The organism is Shewanella sp. 10N.7, from assembly GCF_020806285.1.
Classification (GTDB): Bacteria; Pseudomonadota; Gammaproteobacteria; order Enterobacterales; family Shewanellaceae; genus Shewanella; species Shewanella electrodiphila.
Genome location: NZ_JAJGZS010000007.1, coordinates 1 through 19,899, shown reverse-complemented (window position 1 = coordinate 19,899; position 19,899 = coordinate 1). Strand labels below are relative to the sequence as shown.

Below are 19,899 nucleotides of genomic sequence, written 5' to 3'. Positions count from 1 at the left end.
TCATTAATTGGATATTTCCCCATGCCAAAAGGCCAATCGAAAACTGACAATATTATCCAACCGCTTTTAACCATCATGGAAAAGCTGCGAGATCCTGAAACTGGTTGCCCATGGGACAAACAGCAAAACTTTAAGACGATAGTGCCTTTTACCCTCGAAGAAGCATATGAAGTTGCAGATGCAATCGAACAAGCTGACTTTGACTCCTTACCTGATGAATTAGGTGACTTGTTATTTCAAGTGGTGTTTTATTGTCAGTTAGCGAAAGAGCAGGGCATGTTTGACTTTTCAACCGTGGTCGAGAAGATTTGTGACAAGCTGACGAGGCGTCACCCTCATGTGTTTCCTACTGATAATACAGATTCTGCTCTTGTAAGTGCTGAAAAGGTTAAACAATCTTGGGATGCGATAAAGCAGTCTGAGCGAGAGCAAAAACAGCAGTTTTCATTATTGGCTGATATTCCTGTCACTCTACCCGCAATGAACCGCGCAATTAAGATTCAAAAAAGGGTGGCCAAGGTCGGGTTTGATTGGCCTGATTTAGCGCCTGTGGTGGCGAAAGTGCACGAAGAAATAGGTGAGGTGATGGAAGAAGCAAAGCACCTTAATACTGAGCCAGAAAAGTACCACGAGCGAGTGGTTGATGAAATGGGCGACTTGTTATTTGCCGTTGCAAACATGGCAAGGCATTTAGGCGTAGAGCCAGAACAAGCCTTAAGACAAGCTAATCAAAAATTTGAACGACGTTTTCGAGGCGTAGAAGCGTGTGCCGAGCAAAGTGGTAAATCAATCGATGAACATTCTTTAGAAGAGCTAGATGCATACTGGGACAAGGTTAAACAGCAGGAAAAAGCAAAATAACTTTTGCAAAGTAAAGCTGATGCTAATGGTGACTTCATTGTTAGTTGGTTTAATCGCATTGTAGCGATAACTGCGGTTATGTTATTAATCTAAAAATCGCATTGAATGAAGCTGTTGGCTAATTAAACGTTATTAACGCAATTTTATGAGTTTATTGTTTGTTGTTATCGGGCTAATTTGGTAGAATGTCGCCCCGTCCTAGTGCTTTCTTACAAGCACGTATTTTTCAAACTCACATTCTCAGGTTCAGCATGACTACAAGGTATATCTTCGTAACTGGTGGCGTTGTTTCATCACTAGGTAAAGGCATTGCAGCAGCATCTCTAGCAGCAATTTTAGAGGCGCGTGGCCTCAATGTAACCATTATGAAACTGGACCCATACATTAACGTTGATCCAGGAACCATGAGTCCAACTCAGCATGGTGAAGTTTTCGTTACTGAAGACGGTGCTGAAACTGATTTAGATTTAGGTCATTACGAACGTTTTATTCGCACCAAAATGAATCGTCGTAATAACTTCACTACAGGCCGAATTTATGAGCAAGTGCTTCGTAAAGAACGTCGTGGTGACTATTTAGGCGCAACTATTCAGGTCATCCCGCATATTACTAATGCGATTAAAGAAAAAGTGCTTGAAGGTGGTGAAGGCCATGATGTTGCTATCGTAGAAATCGGTGGCACAGTGGGTGATATTGAATCACTACCTTTCTTAGAGTCTATTCGTCAATTAAGTGCTGAGCTAGGACGTGATCGCACTTTATTCATGCATTTAACCTTAGTGCCATTCTTGGGCGCTGCGGGTGAAATTAAAACCAAGCCAACACAGCACTCTGTAAAAGAGTTACGCTCAATTGGTATCGCACCAGACGTTTTAGTTTGTCGTGGTGACCGCGCAATTCCTGCAAACGAAAAAGCGAAAATCTCGTTATTCTGTAATGTAGAAGAAAAAGCGGTTATTTCATTAAAAGATGTAGACAGTATCTACAAGATCCCAGCTTTACTTCGCTCACAAGGCCTTGATGAATTAGTGATCAAGCGTTTTGGCATTGATTGTAAAGAAGCTGATTTATCAGAATGGGAAAATGTTATTTACCAAGAAGCTAACCCAACTGGTGAAATCACCATTGGTATGGTGGGTAAATACATTGAATTACCTGATGCATATAAGTCAGTTAATGAAGCATTAAAACATGCAGGTCTAAAAAACCGCGTTACAGTAAACATTCAATATGTAGACTCACAAACTGTTGAAGCCAAAGGTGCAGAAGTCTTAACTGGCTTAGACGGCATTTTGGTTCCTGGTGGTTTCGGTGAGCGTGGTGTTGAAGGTAAGATTTTTGCGGCTCAGTACGCACGTGAAAACAACATTCCTTACTTCGGTATTTGTTTAGGTATGCAAGTTGCGCTTATCGAGTTTGCTCGTCATGTTGCTAAACTTGAAGATGCCCATTCTACTGAGTTTAACTCTAAAACTGAGCACCCAGTGATTGGTTTGATCACTGAGTGGATCAATGAAGAAGGTAATGTTGAAACTCGCCATGAAGAGTCTGACTTAGGCGGCACAATGCGTTTAGGTGCCCAGCTATGTCATTTAGCTGAAGGCACAAAAGCTGCTGCAGCTTATAACTCGAATACCTGTGTTGAGCGTCATCGTCACCGTTTTGAAGTGAACAACAACTACGTTGAGCGTTTAGAGAAAGCGGGACTGATATTCAGTGGTTTATCATCTGATCGCAAGCTAGTCGAAATGATTGAGTTACCAAACCACCCTTGGTTTGTTGCTGGTCAATTCCACCCAGAGTTCACCTCAACACCACGTGATGGTCACCCTTTATTTGAAGGCTTTGTAGCAGCAGCTGCAGCGCATCAAAAAGGTGAAGCAAGCTAAATAACGAAAGCCATTGATGACTCCATCAATGGCTTTTTTTTCATGGCAGATTCCAACTTGGTACTTTGATAGTTGAAGCATCAAGATAATAGGTCTATGCTATGTATCAAGTTGACAGTTAATTACCAAACTGAAAGTGAAATACCAATAATCAATCTTCAATACTAAGAATGTTGCTGATTAATGGTATTGATTTTCTATTTTAATTTTATCTTACATTTATCGAGGAAGTTATGGCTAACATTATTAATGTCATTGGTCGCGAAATCATGGATTCACGCGGTAACCCAACGGTTGAAGCTGAAGTGCATCTTGCAGATGGTTCTATCGGTATGGCTGCAGCACCATCAGGTGCATCTACTGGTTCTCGTGAAGCGTTAGAATTACGTGATGGCGATAAAGCGCGTTACTTAGGTAAAGGTGTATTAAAAGCGGTTGAAGCCGTTAATGGCCCAATCGCAGAAGCGTTAAAAGGTAAAGATGCATTGGCTCAAGCTGAACTTGACCAAGTCATGATTGACCTAGATGGCACTGAAAACAAAGCTAAGTTTGGCGCAAACGCTATCTTAGCAGTATCTTTAGCTGCAGCTAAAGCAGCAGCAATTTCAAAGAAAGTTCCTTTATACGCACATATTGCTGACTTAAACGGCACTCCAGGTGTTTACTCTATGCCATTACCTATGATGAATATCATCAATGGTGGTGAGCATGCTGATAACAGCGTAGATATCCAAGAATTTATGATTCAACCTGTTGGCGCAGCTAACTTCCGCGAAGGTTTACGTATGGGTGCTGAAGTATTCCATAGTTTAGCGAAAGTACTTAAAGCTGATGGTCACTCTACAGCTGTGGGTGATGAAGGTGGTTTTGCACCAAACCTTCCATCAAATGCATCTGCTTTAGCTGCAATTAAAGTGGCTGTTGCTAATGCTGGCTACGAGCTAGGCAAAGACATCACCTTAGCGATGGATTGTGCTGCATCAGAGTTTTTTGATAAAGAAGCCAATATCTACGATCTTAAAGGTGAAGGTAAGAAATTCACTTCAGAAGAGTTTAACTACTTCTTACAAGATTTGACGAAAGAATACCCAATCGTTTCTATTGAAGATGGTCTAGATGAGTCTGATTGGGAAGGTTTTGCGCATCAAACTAAATTGATGGGTGACAAAATCCAATTGGTTGGTGACGATTTATTCGTAACGAACACTAAGATTTTAAAACGTGGTATCGATAACGGTATTGCTAACTCAATCTTAATTAAGTTCAACCAAATCGGTTCACTGACTGAAACTTTAGCAGCAATCAAAATGGCTAAAGATGCAGGCTTCACTGTTGTCATTTCTCACCGTAGTGGTGAAACTGAAGACGCAACCATTGCTGATTTAGCTGTTGGTACTGCTGCAGGTCAAATCAAAACGGGTTCTTTAAGCCGTAGTGACCGTGTTGCTAAGTACAACCAATTACTTCGTATCGAAGAAGCATTAGGTGAAAAAGCACCTTACAACGGTCTTAAAGAAGTGAAAGGCCAAGCTTAATCTTTACTAAATCTTAAAAAGGCCACCACTAGGTGGCCTTTTTTGTTGTACTATAGCGTTACTATTACTAATAATTATCGCTGATAACCGATTTATGAAACGACTTTTACTATTACTGATTATCTTAGTAGGCTTGTTGCAGTATCGACTTTGGTTAGGCGAGAACAATCTTTCCCAGTATATGAATCTGCAAAAGCAGATTGCCAGTCAGCAAGAAAGCAACGATAAACTCATCGCCCGTAACCAAGTGCTTAAAGCCGAAATTATCGATCTAAAAAGTGGCACAGAAGCCATTGAAGAGCGTGCTCGTAACGAGCTGGGTATGGTCAAAGAAGGTGAGACTTTTTATCGCGTTGTTGGAAATAACCCTCGTAATAATTCAACTTTCGGTCAGTAATTTATATGAATTCTGCAAAGCAATCAGTTGTAGCAATTGTACCTGCTGCAGGTATTGGCGCCAGAATGGGCGCATCTATTCCCAAACAATATTTAATGCTCGGTGAACAAACTATTTTAGCCCACACGTTAGACAGTTTAATTTCGCATCCAAATATCAGTAAAGTCATTGTAGCACTGCATCCCGAAGACGAGTTTTTTGCCAACCTTAGCCAAGCTAATCATGCGAAAGTCATGACCGTGATTGGTGGTAATGAACGTGCTGATTCTGTTCTTGCAGCCTTAAACGAACTAAGCGTTAATCAAGTAAATGCAACGGGTGATACATGGGCGTTAGTGCATGACGCAGCAAGACCTTGCCTGACTCAAACTGATATCGATAAGCTTCTACAGTCTCGCCAGCATCACCCTCAAGGTGCAATATTGGCCATGCCAGTTCGAGATACGATGAAAAGAAGTATCGTTGCTAAAGAGGCCAACTCAGCTCAAGTTGCAGAAACTGTGTGTCGAGAAAACCTATGGCATGCCTTAACACCGCAGTTATTTCCTTGTCAGCAACTTAAGAACAACTTAGTAGCAGCACTTGAGCAAGGCGTACAAATTACTGATGAAGCCAGTGCTATGGAATGGGCGGGTGTAAATCCTGGGTTAGTATCAGGTAGAGCTGATAATATAAAGGTTACACATCCTGACGATTTACAATTGGCTAAGTTGTTTTTAGCCAACATTCAGTCGCTTTAAATAGGGTGAGTTAATTAATAATAGTAAATTCATAAAAATATTGTGCAATAACAGTCATATAATAAACGGTAATCTAAGATAATGAATATTCGAATTGGCCATGGGTTTGACGTACATAAGTTTGGAGGTGATAAGCCACTGATTCTTGGCGGCGTTACAGTTCCGTATGAGACAGGCTTAATAGCCCACTCTGATGGTGATGTTGTTTTGCACGCTATTTCAGATGCTATTTTAGGGGCGATGGCAATGGGGGATATTGGTAAGCATTTCCCTGATACCGATGCGGAATTTGCAGGAGCTGATAGCCGTGTATTACTAAGGCATTGTTTTAATCTAGCCAAACAGAAACAGTTTGTTATTGGTAATCTCGATGTCACTATTATTGCCCAAGCACCGAAAATGTTACCGCATATTCAAGCGATAAGAATGTGTTTAGCAGAAGATTTAGAAACCGATATTGAAAATATTAACGTTAAAGCCACGACTACAGAAAAGTTAGGATTTACAGGCCGTAAAGAAGGTATAGCGGTTGAGTCTGTCGTCTTAATGAATAAACTGGTATAAACCTGCCCGTTAAGATTTACCTTTTAAACTTTTATCTGTGTAAGTTAGCCATTTGCTTGATGAGTTAGCCGCTTACTATAAATTGATTTCATACTTTGAGAATAAAACATGAGTTCGTTACATTACCTTTTTGATAAACCCACCTGCACTGCAGATTTACGCACTTTTAATAGTGATTTTATCGTGAAGGAAATGCTGCCTTTTAGCCCAACAGGCGAAGGTGAGCATCATATGATCCATGTTCGCAAAGAAGGCCTGAATACAAATCAGGTCGCTGAAATTCTAGCAAAGTTTGCCAAAGTGCATCAAAAAGAAGTGACTTATGCAGGTCAAAAAGACAGAAATGCAGTGACTGAGCAGTGGTTTGGTGCGCGCATACCAGGTAAAGAAACCCCAGATTGGCAATCGTTATCAACGCCTGTTGATGAAGTTTCTGTTGGGAATGTCAATGATGAAACTCATCAGAATCAAACTCGATTGACGATTCTGTCTAGTCAGCGACACAGTAAAAAATTACGCATCGGTGCATTATTAGGTAATCGCTTTGAGCTGACATTACGTAATGTGTCAGATAAAGATGCCCTTGAAAAGCGCATTCAACAAGTCATGGAAACTGGCGTTCCTAATTACTTTGGTGAACAACGTTTTGGCCATCAAGGTAAAAACTTAATCTTTGGTCAACAAATGCTGGCTGGTAAAAAAGTGAAGGATCGCAAAAAGCGTAGTATCTATTTATCGGCTGTAAGATCGAATGTATTTAATCAGGTAGTTTCTTATCGATTACACCATCACAGTGTTGCGCCCCTTACGGGAGATTGCGTTATGCTTGCAGGTAGTAAAAGCTTTTTTGTGGCTGAAAAGTGGGATCCAGCAACGTTAAAGCGTTTGTCTGATAATGATATTCAATTATCTGCGCCATTGTGGGGACGAGGCTCGGTACTTCCTCAAGCTGATGCAGCGTTAGTAGAACAAACTGCATTAGCAGAGCTAACCCAAGATTTAACCGGTCTTGAACAAGCAGGTTTAGAACAGGAACGCCGCCCATTATTGCTTAAGCCACAAGCAATGAAGTATCGATTTGAACAGGACAGTTTAGTTATCGAATTTATTTTACCTGCAGGAAGTTACGCGACATCCGTTCTTCGAGAGTTACTGGATTATCAAGATGTGCAAGAAGTGCAACGTCAACAGATGGTTGCTGAGCAAAATGCACTGATACAGCAACAAAAACTTGCCGAAGCTACAGCAACGAACCAAGAGTCTAACTCGTGATTAATATACTTGTCAGTAATGATGACGGTGTAACAGCACCAGGGATTAAAGCGTTAGCTGAAGAATTAGCCCAAATTGCGAATATTACGGTTGTCGCACCTGATCGTAATTGTTCAGCCGCAAGTAATTCTTTGACCTTGACTAATCCATTAAGAATTAATAACTTAGAGAATGGTTATATTGCAGTTAATGGAACGCCATCTGATTGTGTTCATTTAGCGATTAGAGAGCTGTGCGAAATTGAGCCTGATATTGTTGTTTCAGGCATTAATGCTGGCGCTAACATGGGTGATGATACCCTTTATTCTGGCACTGTTGCCGCAGCAACTGAAGGTCGTTTCTTGGGGTTACCTGCTATTGCAGTCTCCCTTGTGGGTAAAGAACTTATCCATTATCGAAGCGCCGCAATATATGCCGCTAAAATTGTCCAAGGACTACTTGAACACCCGATTGATAGCGATCAGATTTTGAATGTAAATGTTCCTGACTTACCTTTAGAGCAAATAAAGGGCATGAAAGTCACTCGTTTAGGTTCAAGACATAAAGCTGAAGGAATGATCAAAGCCCAAGATCCTGCTGGGCGTGATATCTATTGGCTTGGCCCGCCAGGAAAAGAACAAGATGCGAGCGCAGATACTGACTTTGGTACAGTTGAACAAGGTTACGTGTCCATTACGCCGCTAACCGTCGATTTAACTGCATATAACCAGCTTGCTGGTCTAGAGAACTGGATAAACAAATTATGAGTCAGGTAGCCTCAACTGTAGCTATCAATTTAGCGAGAAAACTGCATGAAGCAGGCATCAGCAATAGCGCCGTATTAGAGGCTGTGTCTAATACGCCAAGAGAGTTGTTCTTAGATGGTGCTCTTGCCCATAAAGCTTATGAGAATACAGCACTTCCAATTGGCCAAGGGCAAACGATATCTCAGCCATATATAGTCGCGCGAATGACCGAATTACTCCTGCAACATAATCCCGTTAAAGTGTTGGAAATTGGTACGGGTTCTGGTTATCAAGCGGCTATCTTAGCCCAACTTGTACCGCAGCTATGTACAATTGAACGGATCAAAGCACTGCAAATCCAAGCGCGACAAAGATTAAAGCGCTTAGACTTACATAACGTATCGTTTAAATACGGTGATGGTTGGAAGGGCTGGCAAAATAAAGCGCCATTTGACGCGATTATGGTTACTGCTGCGGCGGCATCAGTACCTGAGGCTTTATTAACCCAGTTATCTGAAGGCGGTGTGTTAGTGATACCAGTAGGTGAGGATTCACAGCAGCTATTAAAAATAACCCGTCAAAATAATGAGTTTAACTCGCAAATCATTGAAGCTGTTAAATTTGTGCCATTAATTAATGGTGAACTTGCTTAATTAGGGTGATATTTCCCATCTTAGCTGGAGAGAGTGATTGAAGTATCACAATTGGTTGTATGTCTTTTTATTCGTGAGTTTTTTATCAGGCTGTAGCTTTCAAGCTCATACACCTGCGCCTGTGCAAAGCATTTCCTCCTCTGCAGGCCCTAAATATAATAAAGGCTCAATTACTTCTGGAAGCTATAAAGTCAAACGAGGTGATACTCTTTACTCTATCTCATGGGGAGCGGGTAAAGATTTTAATGATATTGCGGCTTATAATAAGCTCAAAGCGCCATATACCATCTACCCTGGTCAGACCTTAAAACTCTACAAGCCTACAACAGTTAAATCCACATCTAAATCGGTTGCTGTAGCGAACGCCAAACCCAAGCCAGTAAAGAAAACTGTGCCAAAACAAACCACAGTAACAAAACAAGCTAATGGCACAGCTAACAAAAACAGTACAAAAAAAGAGCTTGATCACAAAGCGAAGCCTGCGTATTCTGTAAAAACTACCCCAGAAAAGACGGTTCAAGTAGCGAAAAATCCTGTTTCAGGCTTACCTGATAAAGTAAGTAAGTGGAACTGGCCGAATAAAGGCAAGATAATAGGGTATTTCTCTACAACGCAGCAGGGCAACCAAGGTATTAAGGTTGCAGGTACACGTGGCGATATCATTAAAGCCGCTGCTGATGGAAGAGTTGTTTATGCTGGTAATGCGCTTCGTGGTTATGGCAATTTAGTGATTATCAAACATAACGATGATTTTTTAAGTGCATATGCTCATGCAGATTCAATATTGGTCAAAGAAAAGCAATATGTAAATGCCGGACAGACAGTTGCGAAAATGGGTAGTACAGGGGCCAACCAGGTGATGCTTCATTTTGAGATACGTCTCCATGGTAAGTCAGTAAACCCATTAAACTATTTACCTAAACGTTAACTGTTTAGTTCACATTAAAACGGAGGATAGGCAAGTGCACTAGTTACTTAAATTTACCAGGTTTGGGAGAGCACCATATGAGCCAAAAAAACAATGCTGCAGTCGCAGTAGAGCTTATGGATTTAGCCACACAACCACAAGAGGTTGCGCCGAAGGCAGGAAAAGCCAAAGAAGGGCAGCAATCCGATATTGATCAACAAGTTCAAGATGATTTGCAAAAGAATCTTGACGCCACTCAGCTATATCTAGGTGAGATCGGTTTTTCCCCTTTGCTTAGTGCAGAAGAAGAAGTCTTCTTTTCACGTAAAGCACTCAAAGGCTGCGAGAAGTCTCGTAACCGCATGATAGAAAGTAATTTACGCTTGGTTGTCAAAATTGCCAGAAGGTATAACAACCGAGGCTTAGCGTTACTTGATCTTATTGAAGAAGGTAATCTTGGGCTTATTCGCGCGGTCGAAAAATTTGACCCAGAGCGAGGATTCCGTTTTTCAACTTATGCGACTTGGTGGATTAGACAAACCATCGAAAGAGCTATCATGAATCAAACCCGCACCATTCGTTTACCTATTCATGTCGTTAAAGAGCTTAATGTGTACTTACGTACCGCGAGACAGCTAGCTCAAAAACTTGATCATGAGCCAACGGCAGAAGAAATTGCTGACACTTTAGATGTCTCTACCAGCGATGTAAGCCGCATGTTAAAGCTGAACGAAAAAATTACCTCAGTAGATACACCGTTAGGTGGCGATAATGACAAAGCCTTACTTGATGTCATTGCTGATGATGATTCAGTTGGGCCAGATTATAAAGTACAAGATGAAGATTTATCTCATTCAATTGTAGGATGGTTAAACGAGCTAAATACTAAACAAAGAGAAGTATTAGCGAGACGTTTTGGATTACTGGGTTATGAACCTTCTACACTAGAAAATGTGGGTGCTGAAATTGGCTTAACGCGTGAGCGTGTGCGTCAAATTCAAGTAGAAGCATTAAAAAGATTGAAAGACGTATTAGGGGCTCAAGGCTTGTCAGTAGAAGCATTATTTAGAAGCTAGTGCTTTGAAATATAGTGAAATAAGGGCATTAATGCCCTTTTTTATTGCCTGAATGTTCAGAAACTGGAGGTTTAAGATGAAAAGTAAAATTATTCTATTATTAATTCCATTGAGCTTATTAATTATTACAGCTTGTCAAAGTACTCGCGATAGTATGGTCGAGCAAGGTTACCCTTTAGCTTATGCCGATGGTTTTCAGGATGGTTGTGATAGCGGAAATAAAGCTGGGGGCAGTTTATTTGATCAATTTAAAAAGGATGTAACCCGTTTTAATAGTGAAACAGATTATGCTCAAGGTTGGTCTGATGGATTTCGTCAATGTGAAACTGAGCAAGAATCGATACAGCGTCAGGTAAGAATGAGCATTGAGCAACAAAATTTACAGCAGCAGAGAAAGACTAATGAGCTAGCTGAGCAACACGCGCTAGAGCGAGAAGTTATGAAAGGTGTTGATACGAGTGGATTAAAATCACTTGAAAACTAATAGTTAAAGCAAATCTTCAGATTAAAAAGCCGCTACATTTTACTGTTGCGGCTTATCATCGAATAGTTAACCAATAGCGTCTTACAGATTAGTTAATCGCTTTAGTTCATACAGCATATCTAAAGCTTGTTTAGGGCTGTAATCATCAGGATTAATCTGTGCGAGCTTTTTTGTCGCAGCTGATGATAGCGGCTCAGGCATGGTAAGATTAAGTGCCTCTTGGATAGGGACATTCTGTGTATTCGCTAAATCACGACTTTCAAGCATATGCAGTTTTTGCTTGGCAGCTTTTATGACATGAGCTGGTACGCCTGCAAGTGATGCGACTTGTAATCCATAACTTTTACTTGCTGCGCCTTCTTGCACAGCATGCATAAAGGCGATGGTGTCATCATGTTCTACGGCATCTAAATGCACATTGGCAGCGCCTGATATTTGTTCAGGTAGTTGAGTTAACTCAAAATAGTGAGTTGCAAATAAGGTTAGCGCTGCCACTTTTTCAGCTAAGTATTCAGCTGCAGACCACGCAAGCGATAGTCCATCATAGGTTGATGTTCCTCGGCCAATTTCATCCATTAATACTAAGCTTTTCGCTGTCGCATTGTGAAGGATGTTTGCTGTCTCAGTCATTTCAACCATAAAAGTTGAACGCCCAGATGCCAGATCGTCAGATGCGCCAATACGGGTGAATATGCGATCAATGGGGCCAATCACAGCTTTTTGCGCAGGCACAAAACTGCCTATATGTGCCATAAGCGTGATTAGCGCGACTTGGCGCATATAGGTTGATTTACCGCCCATATTAGGCCCAGTGACAATCAGCATACGTCGCTCTGGTGCCAGTGCAACTGGGTTGGCGATAAATGGACTTTGGCTGACTAGTTCAACGACTGGATGACGACCCGCTTCTATATGGATACCAATTTCATGACTAATTTGTGGGCAGTTATACCCTAATGTTTCTGCACGCTCAGCAAAATTACTAAGTACATCTAACTCCGATGCAGCTTGAGCAAATTGCTGTAATTCATGTAACTTGGGTAAAAGTAAATCGAACAATTCTTCCCAAAGTTGCTTTTCAATTGCCAAAGCTTTGCCTTGGCTTGAAAGTACTTTCTCTTCGTATTCCTTAAGCTCAGGGGTGATATATCGCTCAGTATTTTTAAGAGTCTGGCGACGTTGATAGCTTAATGGTACTTGATCAGATTGTAACCGGCTGACTTCAATGTAATAGCCGTGCACTCGGTTATAGCCAACTTTTAGCGTATTAATGCCAGTTTGTTCTTTTTCACGGGCTTCCATTTGTACTAAATAATCATTGGCACCTTCGCTAAGGCCACGCCACTCATCTAACTGAGCATTATATCCTGAACGGATAACGCCACCGTCACGGATTAGCATTGGCGGGTTATCAACAATGGCTGATTGCAACAATTGTTGTTGCTCAGGAAATTCACCTAATAAAGCTGCTAAGCGTTGCATTTCTGCTTGTTTGCAGTGACTGAGTGTTTGTTGGATTTCAGGCAACAAATCTAAGGCTTGGCGCAGGCGTGCAAAATCCCTAGGACGAGCACTACGAATAGCAAGGCGAGCCATGATACGTTCGATATCGCCTAAGGCTTTTAATTGTTGGTGTAAGTCAGCAAATAAGCCTGTTTCTATTAACTCAGAAACCGCTTGCTGACGTTGACTAATGTGCTGCTGATATCTAAGAGGCTGATGGATCCAGCGCTGTAACATTCGGCTGCCCATAGGCGTAGCCGTTTTATCTAATACCCAAGCAAGAGTGTTATCACGAGAACCCGAAAGATTAACGGTCAACTCAAGATTTCGCCTAGTTGCGGCATCTAAAATTATTGTATCAGCTTGGTTAAACATGGTAATGCTGCTGATATGGGGTAGAGCTGTTTTTTGGGTGTCTTTTACGTATTGCATAAGACAGCCAGCGGCTTGTAAAGATAAACGCGCATGGCTAACACCAAAGCCATGAAGGTCTTTTGTGCCAAACTGTTCCAACAATAACTGGATACTAGTGTCGTAATCAAATTCCCATTCAGGGCGACGTCTAATCCCCTTAAGGTTCTCGATAAGATGCCTATCAGCTAAATCTTCACTGTATAAAAGCTCTGCAGGGCTAGTACGCTGCAACTCAGCTTCTAATGTTTCTGAATTCTCAAGTTCAACAATGACAAATCGACCTGATGACACGTCCAAGGTTGCGTAGCCATAGCCATTTTTACCTTGGTAAACCGCAGCGAGTAAGTTGTCTTGTCTTTCTTGTAATAAGGCTTCGTCAGTTAAGGTGCCAGGGGTAACAATACGAACGACTTTTCGTTCTACTGGACCTTTACTGGTAGCGGGATCGCCAATCTGCTCACAAATAGCGACTGATTGACCAATCTGTACTAGCTTGGCGAGATAACCTTCAACGGCGTGATAGGGTAAACCTGCCATAGGTATTGCATTGCCGCCACTCTTGCCTCTAGCAGTAAGTGAAATCCCTAATAGTTCAGAAGCCAGTTTGGCATCTTCATAAAATAATTCATAAAAGTCTCCCATACGATAAAACAAAAGCATCTCTGGGTGCTGTGCTTTTAGCGTCAAATATTGACGCATCATTGGGGTATGCTTTTCTAAACTTGGGTCTTCATTTACGGTCATTAAGTAGTTGCTCTTAATCTGGCTTTAATACGGAATAATAAACGGGGCTCATCTTAACAATATTTAGTTTGATTCCCAATAAGCGATGTTCATACAGTGACTTTTAGAAAGACAAGTACTGTTATTTATTACGAATTAAATCTTTGAAAACTCGATAATTTACATTCGCTCATACTAGTGTATACAGTAGTTTGTTTAATGAGGTCTTTGAGGTTTTAAAACTTATTTTGGTTATTAGTTATTGATTAATAAGATAAAAATATTATAAGAATGAAATAATGTCAAAAAAGTATACAGTGACTATTGATACTGTATGATTATACAGTATACTGAGCTCATATTGTTAGACAGACAAATTTATTCGTTACCAAGTTCGCATGTCGAATTGAGTCACCTTAAAGGGATAAAGAGAATGAAAGCAGATCCAAATAAAGAGAAAGCGTTAAATGCCGTATTAGGTCAAATTGAAAAGCAATTTGGTAAAGGTTCAATCATGAAGTTGGGCGCAGATCGCACAATGGATGTTGAAACAATTTCTACTGGCTCACTTTCATTGGATGTTGCACTAGGTGCTGGCGGTTTACCGATGGGACGTATCGTAGAAATCTACGGTCCTGAATCTTCTGGTAAAACAACCTTAACACTTGAAGTGATTGCAGCAGCGCAGCGCCAAGGTAAAACTTGTGCCTTTATTGATGCTGAACATGCACTTGACCCTATTTATGCGAAAAACTTAGGCGTAGATATTGATAACCTTTTATGTTCTCAGCCTGATACGGGTGAGCAAGCGCTTGAGATTTGTGATGCATTAACACGCTCTGGCGCTGTTGATGTAATTATTGTCGATTCGGTTGCTGCATTAACACCTAAAGCGGAAATCGAAGGTGAGATTGGTGATTCGCACATGGGCTTAGCGGCACGTATGATGAGCCAAGCAATGCGTAAACTTGCTGGTAACCTTAAGCAATCAAACACACTGCTTATCTTTATTAACCAAATCCGCATGAAAATTGGTGTTATGTTTGGTAACCCAGAAACCACAACGGGTGGTAATGCACTTAAGTTCTACGCTTCAGTTCGTCTTGATATTCGCCGTACAGGTGCGATTAAAGATGGTGATGCTGTTGTGGGTAATGAAACACGCGTGAAAGTGGTTAAGAACAAAATTGCTGCGCCATTTAGACAAGCTGAATTCCAAATTCTTTATGGTAAAGGGATTAACCGTACTGGCGAGTTAGTTGATTTAGGTGTAGCGCATAAGCTTGTTGAAAAAGCGGGAGCATGGTACAGCTACCAAGGCAATAAAATCGGTCAAGGCCGTGCTAATGCTGGTAAATACTTAGTTGAAAACCCAGCAATAGCTGAAGAAATTGAAACTAATTTACGTCAAATGCTATTAAGCAAAGAAAAAGAAGCCGCTCCTGCAGAGTCTGATGAAAATATTGATTTAGAAACAGGTGAAGTTTTTTAAATCGAGTTTAAATCCTGAGTAGCAGGAAGCTAACTCGAACAGCTATAAACTAAATTATCGTTAAACGAGTTTCTCTACAGCTTACTTGAAATTAATAAATCGCGATTGGTTTTGCCAATCGCGATTTTTTTATATTTTGAAATAGTTTGTAATGCGTGTAAGTCATTAGTAAAAATGCTTTAAAACTAGAACAGAGTATTGCCTTTTCGAACTGCTATGAATTATTCAGAATATAACCCTAAGATCTTGCTATCACCATCAAATCGCTAGGGTAATTAGTGAATTACAAATGATTCCCTGGTCAAGGTTGATGAAGGCTGGTTATCATGTGGTTCGTGAAATAAAGACTATTTAAGTTATCGCAATATTGTCATAACGCTTCCTTTCAATTTTGATTTGGACTATTTAGGCCATAAAATTGAATTGTCGATTAACATAATCGCTCCCAAATGTAAGAAAATCGCTAATCTAAGCCGCTAGATTCTCGCACCTTCAGTTTGTTTAAGTATATAATGTTGCCAATATTCGAGCTGTTATACAGCTTCAAGATAAATAGAATTTATCCATTTAGGGCGATTTCATGTTTCAGACCACCACAGAATTAAGAAGCGCATTTTTAGCGTATTTTGGTAACAACGGACACCAAGTTGTCGACAGTAGCTCATTAGTGCCGCATAACGACCCAACGTTATTGTTTACTAATGCGGGTATGAACCAGTTTAAAGAAGCTTTTCTTGGCTTGGAAAACCGTGGTTATACTCGAGCGACAACATCACAGCGCTGTGTTCGTGCTGGTGGTAAACACAATGATTTAGACAATGTCGGTTATACCGCTCGTCATCATACGTTTTTTGAAATGTTAGGTAACTTCAGCTTTGGCGATTACTTTAAAGAAGAAGCCATTTCATTTGCATGGAACTTCTTAACTCAAACATTGAAATTACCGACAGAAAAATTATGCGTCACTATCTATGATACTGATGATGAAGCATTTGAAATTTGGAATAAGAAAATCGGCGTTGCAGCTGAAAATATTATTCGCATTGGTGACAACAAAGGCGCAGCTTACGCTTCAGATAACTTCTGGCAAATGGGTGACACTGGCCCTTGTGGTCCATGTTCTGAAATTTTCTATGATCACGGTGAGCACATTTGGGGCGGCCGCCCAGGCACACCTGAAGAAGATGGCGATCGTTTCATTGAAATCTGGAATATCGTATTCATGCAGTATAACCGTCAAGCTGATGGTGAAATGCAGCCGTTACCAAAACCTTCAGTTGATACTGGTATGGGCATTGAGCGTATTGCAGCAATTATGCAAGGTGTACACTCAAACTACGAAATCGATATATTCCAAGCCTTAATCAAAAAAGCCGCTGAAATTATCAATGTACAAGATTTAGAAAATAAATCATTGCGCGTTATTGCCGACCATATTCGTTCTTGTTCATTCTTGATTGCTGATGGTGTTATGCCATCAAATGAAGGTCGTGGTTACGTACTACGCCGAATCATTCGCCGTGCAGTTCGTCACGGTAATAAGCTAGGGGCGACTGAGACATTCTTTTACAAGTTATTACCTACACTTATCGAAGTGATGGGCGATGCGGGTAAAGGCCTTGTTGAAGCGAAAGCGATTATTGAAAAGTCGTTGAAAGCGGAAGAAGAACAGTTTGCAAGAACTCTAGAGCGTGGTTTAGGCATTCTAGATGCTGCATTAAACGAGTTAAGCACTAATGTGTTAGACGGTGAAACCGCATTCAAACTTTACGATACTTATGGTTTCCCTGTTGATTTAACGGCAGATGTTTGTCGTGAGCGTGATATTACTGTTGATGAAGCAGGTTTCGAAGCAGCAATGGCAGAGCAAAGAAGCCGTGCACAAGCAGCTGGTAACTTTGGTACTGATTATAACAGCGGCCTGAAAATCGAAGGTGAGACTGAATTCTGTGGTTACACCGAATTAAATGGTCAAGGTGCTGTAACAGCAATCTACGTTGAAGGTGTTGCAGTAGAGTCACTTGTCGCAGGACAAGACGCTGTCATCGTATTAGATAACACGCCGTTTTATGCTGAGTCTGGTGGACAGGTTGGTGATAAAGGTCAACTGTCTGTTGATGAGACGGTATTTACTGTCGCTGACACTCAAATTTTCGGTCAGGCTTTTGGTCATGAAGGTAAGTTAACTGCTGGAACCTTAACCCTTGGTCAAACCGTTAACGCTGAAGTGGATAAAAAACTACGTCATCGTACTCAATTAAACCATTCAGTGACGCATTTATTACATTCTGCATTACGTAATGTATTGGGCACCCATGTTAACCAGAAAGGGTCATTAGTAAACCCTGAACGTTTACGTTTTGACTTTGCACATTTTGAAGCTGTTACTGCAGCAGAACTTAAGCAAGTTGAAGAAATGGTTAACACTCAAATTCGTCGTAATCATCAACTGAAAACCGCAGTAATGGGGATTGATGAAGCCAAAGAGCAAGGCGCTATGGCGTTATTTGGTGAGAAGTACGACAACGAAGTACGTGTCGTTACCATGGGCGATTTCTCTATCGAGCTTTGTGGTGGTACTCATGTGGGCCGCACTGGTGATATTGGTTTATTCAAAATCACATCAGAAGGTGGTATTGCTGCGGGTATTCGTCGTATTGAAGCAGTAACTGGTGCAGCAGCAATGGCTTATGTAGCAGAGCAACAAGCTCAGCTTGATAAAGCGGCTTCATTACTTAAGTCTGATTCAGCTTCTGTGGTTGTAAAACTAAAAGCACAGCTTGATAAAGTGAAGCAGCTTGAAAAAGAAATGTCTCAGCTTAAAGACAAGTTGGCGGCAGCAGCGAGCGCAGATATTGCTGGCGAAGCCATTGATCTTAACGGCGTTAAAGTATTAGTTAAAAAACTTGAAGGTGCAGACCCTAAATCACTTCGTGGTTTGCAAGATGAATTAAAACAAAAGCTTAATTCAGCGATTATCGTATTAGGTATTGCAAACGAAGGCAAAGTGAACTTAATTGCCGGTGTGAGCAAAGATCTTGTAGGTAAAGTGAAAGCGGGTGAGTTAGTTGCTATGGTTGCTCAGCAAGTTGGCGGTAAAGGCGGTGGGCGTCCTGATATGGCTCAAGCTGGTGGTACTCAGCCTGAGAAACTTGATGAAGCGTTAGCGTTAGTACAACCATGGTTAACAGAACGTTTAAGCTAGTAATGAACCAAAACTGTTCTAACGGATAGTTTAGGTGATGATTTAAGAGATTAAACTGTTTTATTTCATCATCTTTTGATCTCAGTCGCTTTATGGCTTGAGTGATTGTTTAAGGTTTGGCATAGTAGATTTATTGATGTTGGTTAATAAGTTAACCAACATCAATATTTTGTATAATCTGGTTCAAAGCACTACAAATTAATTGGTTATAGATTTTTATGCTAATTTGATGATAAAAGCAGCAACTTGATGCGAAAGTTCTGTTTTAGCTTTGTCTAAAGAATGGTCTGCAAATGTTAACAGCTTGATACGAGCAGACTTTTAAAATGCCAAAATTCTTTGATTTTCGATTTTTTACGCTAAAAAGCTTAAAAATTTTATTGATTTAGTGTCGTCACTAATGATTTGTATTAAGCTAACACTATTAAACGCGCATATTACGGATAGAAGCTGGTGTATGCTGATTGGACTAAAGGAGCAATCGAATGCTGATTTTGACTCGCCGTGTAGGCGAAACATTAATGATAGGTGATGAAGTGACTGTTACTGTACTGGGTGTTAAAGGTAACCAAGTACGTATCGGTGTGAATGCACCTAAAGAAGTATCAGTTCATCGTGAAGAAATTTATCAACGTATCCAGTCTGAAAAATCTGGAAATAGCACCCCTGAGGGTGGCAATTTCTGATAAATCAGAATTGTTCAGCGTTATACCATTTAAGCCAGTGAAAGCTGGCTTTTTTGTGTCTGACACAAAAATGAACCAACCTTTGATTATGAGCATTGAATAAAACCGAACCAGCTATTATTGAATGAGTTCGTTGTGTTTCGGTTTGTGTTACTTCTGTATGCCATGAACAATCTTTTAATGATTCGATTATACTGTATAGCACTTTAGGTCCCCCAAAGCTTACTCAGGTTTTGCTGATTCTCTCATCGTTGTACTCGTTTTATATTCCTTCTTCTATCCACTCTGCTATTCCTTCTTTTATCCACTCCGCTAATCCTTCTTCTATCCATTCTACTATTCCTTCTTTTATCCACTCCGCTATTCCTTCTTCTATCCATTCTGCAATTCACTCTTCAATTCACTCTTCAATTCATGGTTATTCTCACGTTGCATGCTTTGGTGCTGTTATATAAAGAAGGCTTAATATCATGATGTGGCTAAGTGTACTTTTAAGGACAATAAAATCGTTGTCGATTGCAGAAGTGGATAAACTGAAACGTCACGACTTTAAATAGTGATGAATTGTTTTAAAGCAAAAAAACAAAAATCGGTAGGGTGAATTGAAAATATTTGTGGCTTAAGTCGGCAATATGATTAAAAACAGTTCAAATGAATATATGTTTCTGAAAAAGGGTTTGACTTATTTTCTTCAAACAGTAATATACCGCCCAAGAAACGGAGAGGTGGCCGAGTGGCCGAAGGCGCTCCCCTGCTAAGGGAGTATGGGCTTT

General features: G+C 40.6%; 16 protein-coding genes. 15 read left to right on the top strand and 1 reads right to left on the bottom strand.

The window, feature by feature from the left end:
* The first annotated feature begins 21 nt into the window (after nucleotides 1-21).
* From mazG to LMH66_RS05915, 12 genes are all read left to right on the top strand, one after another.
* Complete coding sequence (mazG, locus tag LMH66_RS05970; protein WP_229368919.1) at nucleotides 22-861, top strand: nucleoside triphosphate pyrophosphohydrolase; 840 nt, start codon at nucleotides 22-24, stop codon at nucleotides 859-861.
* Between the two features lie 251 nt (nucleotides 862-1,112).
* Complete coding sequence (locus LMH66_RS05965; RefSeq protein WP_102526952.1) at nucleotides 1,113-2,750, top strand: CTP synthase; 1,638 nt, start codon at nucleotides 1,113-1,115, stop codon at nucleotides 2,748-2,750.
* Nucleotides 2,751-2,983: 233 nt separating this feature from the next.
* The gene (gene eno, locus LMH66_RS05960) at nucleotides 2,984-4,285 is read left to right on the top strand and encodes a phosphopyruvate hydratase (RefSeq protein ID WP_229368918.1); all 1,302 of its coding nucleotides are present in this window, start codon (nucleotides 2,984-2,986) and stop codon (nucleotides 4,283-4,285) included.
* Between the two features lie 94 nt (nucleotides 4,286-4,379).
* Nucleotides 4,380-4,682, top strand: a complete 303-nt coding sequence (gene ftsB, locus LMH66_RS05955) for a cell division protein FtsB (protein ID WP_102526954.1) — start codon at nucleotides 4,380-4,382, stop codon at nucleotides 4,680-4,682.
* A gap of 5 nt (nucleotides 4,683-4,687) precedes the next feature.
* Nucleotides 4,688-5,422: a 2-C-methyl-D-erythritol 4-phosphate cytidylyltransferase gene (gene ispD / locus LMH66_RS05950; RefSeq protein WP_229368917.1), complete on the top strand. Its 735-nt coding sequence runs from the start codon at nucleotides 4,688-4,690 to the stop codon at nucleotides 5,420-5,422.
* A gap of 81 nt (nucleotides 5,423-5,503) precedes the next feature.
* Complete coding sequence (ispF, locus tag LMH66_RS05945) at nucleotides 5,504-5,986, top strand: 2-C-methyl-D-erythritol 2,4-cyclodiphosphate synthase (protein ID WP_102526956.1); 483 nt, start codon at nucleotides 5,504-5,506, stop codon at nucleotides 5,984-5,986.
* Nucleotides 5,987-6,094: 108 nt separating this feature from the next.
* On the top strand, nucleotides 6,095-7,258 hold the full coding sequence (truD, locus tag LMH66_RS05940) for a tRNA pseudouridine(13) synthase TruD (protein ID WP_229368916.1): 1,164 nt from the start codon (nucleotides 6,095-6,097) through the stop codon (nucleotides 7,256-7,258).
* A complete protein-coding gene (gene surE, locus LMH66_RS05935) occupies nucleotides 7,255-8,004 on the top strand; it encodes a 5'/3'-nucleotidase SurE (protein WP_229368915.1) in 750 nt (249 codons plus the stop codon). The genes truD and surE overlap by 4 nt, the downstream gene beginning before the upstream one ends.
* Nucleotides 8,001-8,636 carry a protein-L-isoaspartate(D-aspartate) O-methyltransferase gene (locus tag LMH66_RS05930; protein ID WP_102526959.1) on the top strand — a complete coding sequence of 212 codons (636 nt, stop codon included), beginning with the start codon at nucleotides 8,001-8,003 and terminating at the stop codon, nucleotides 8,634-8,636. The genes surE and LMH66_RS05930 overlap by 4 nt, the downstream gene beginning before the upstream one ends.
* A 55-nt stretch (nucleotides 8,637-8,691) precedes the next feature.
* Nucleotides 8,692-9,564: a peptidoglycan DD-metalloendopeptidase family protein gene (locus LMH66_RS05925; protein ID WP_229368914.1), complete on the top strand. Its 873-nt coding sequence runs from the start codon at nucleotides 8,692-8,694 to the stop codon at nucleotides 9,562-9,564.
* Nucleotides 9,565-9,641: 77 nt separating this feature from the next.
* Entirely contained in the window at nucleotides 9,642-10,619 is a 978-nt protein-coding gene (gene rpoS, locus LMH66_RS05920; protein ID WP_102526961.1) for an RNA polymerase sigma factor RpoS, read from the top strand.
* 76 nt (nucleotides 10,620-10,695) lie between these two features.
* The gene (locus LMH66_RS05915) at nucleotides 10,696-11,103 is read left to right on the top strand and encodes a hypothetical protein (RefSeq protein ID WP_229368913.1); all 408 of its coding nucleotides are present in this window, start codon (nucleotides 10,696-10,698) and stop codon (nucleotides 11,101-11,103) included.
* A gap of 81 nt (nucleotides 11,104-11,184) precedes the next feature.
* Here the strand turns inward: LMH66_RS05915 and mutS are convergent, their stop codons facing one another.
* The gene (gene mutS / locus LMH66_RS05910) at nucleotides 11,185-13,764 is read right to left on the bottom strand and encodes a DNA mismatch repair protein MutS (protein ID WP_229368912.1); all 2,580 of its coding nucleotides are present in this window, start codon (nucleotides 13,762-13,764) and stop codon (nucleotides 11,185-11,187) included.
* Nucleotides 13,765-14,176: 412 nt separating this feature from the next.
* On the opposite strand from mutS, the gene recA reads away from it, so the two are divergent.
* The 3 genes from recA (at nucleotide 14,177) to csrA (ending at nucleotide 19,126) form a co-directional block, all read left to right on the top strand.
* Complete coding sequence (gene recA, locus LMH66_RS05905; protein ID WP_102526964.1) at nucleotides 14,177-15,235, top strand: recombinase RecA; 1,059 nt, start codon at nucleotides 14,177-14,179, stop codon at nucleotides 15,233-15,235.
* 580 nt (nucleotides 15,236-15,815) lie between these two features.
* Nucleotides 15,816-18,440 (top strand): alanine--tRNA ligase, encoded by a 2,625-nt coding sequence (alaS, locus tag LMH66_RS05900; RefSeq protein ID WP_229368911.1) that lies wholly within the window; start codon nucleotides 15,816-15,818, stop codon nucleotides 18,438-18,440.
* Between the two features lie 485 nt (nucleotides 18,441-18,925).
* Nucleotides 18,926-19,126: a carbon storage regulator CsrA gene (gene csrA / locus LMH66_RS05895; RefSeq protein ID WP_102526966.1), complete on the top strand. Its 201-nt coding sequence runs from the start codon at nucleotides 18,926-18,928 to the stop codon at nucleotides 19,124-19,126.
* Nucleotides 19,127-19,899 lie beyond the last annotated feature (773 nt).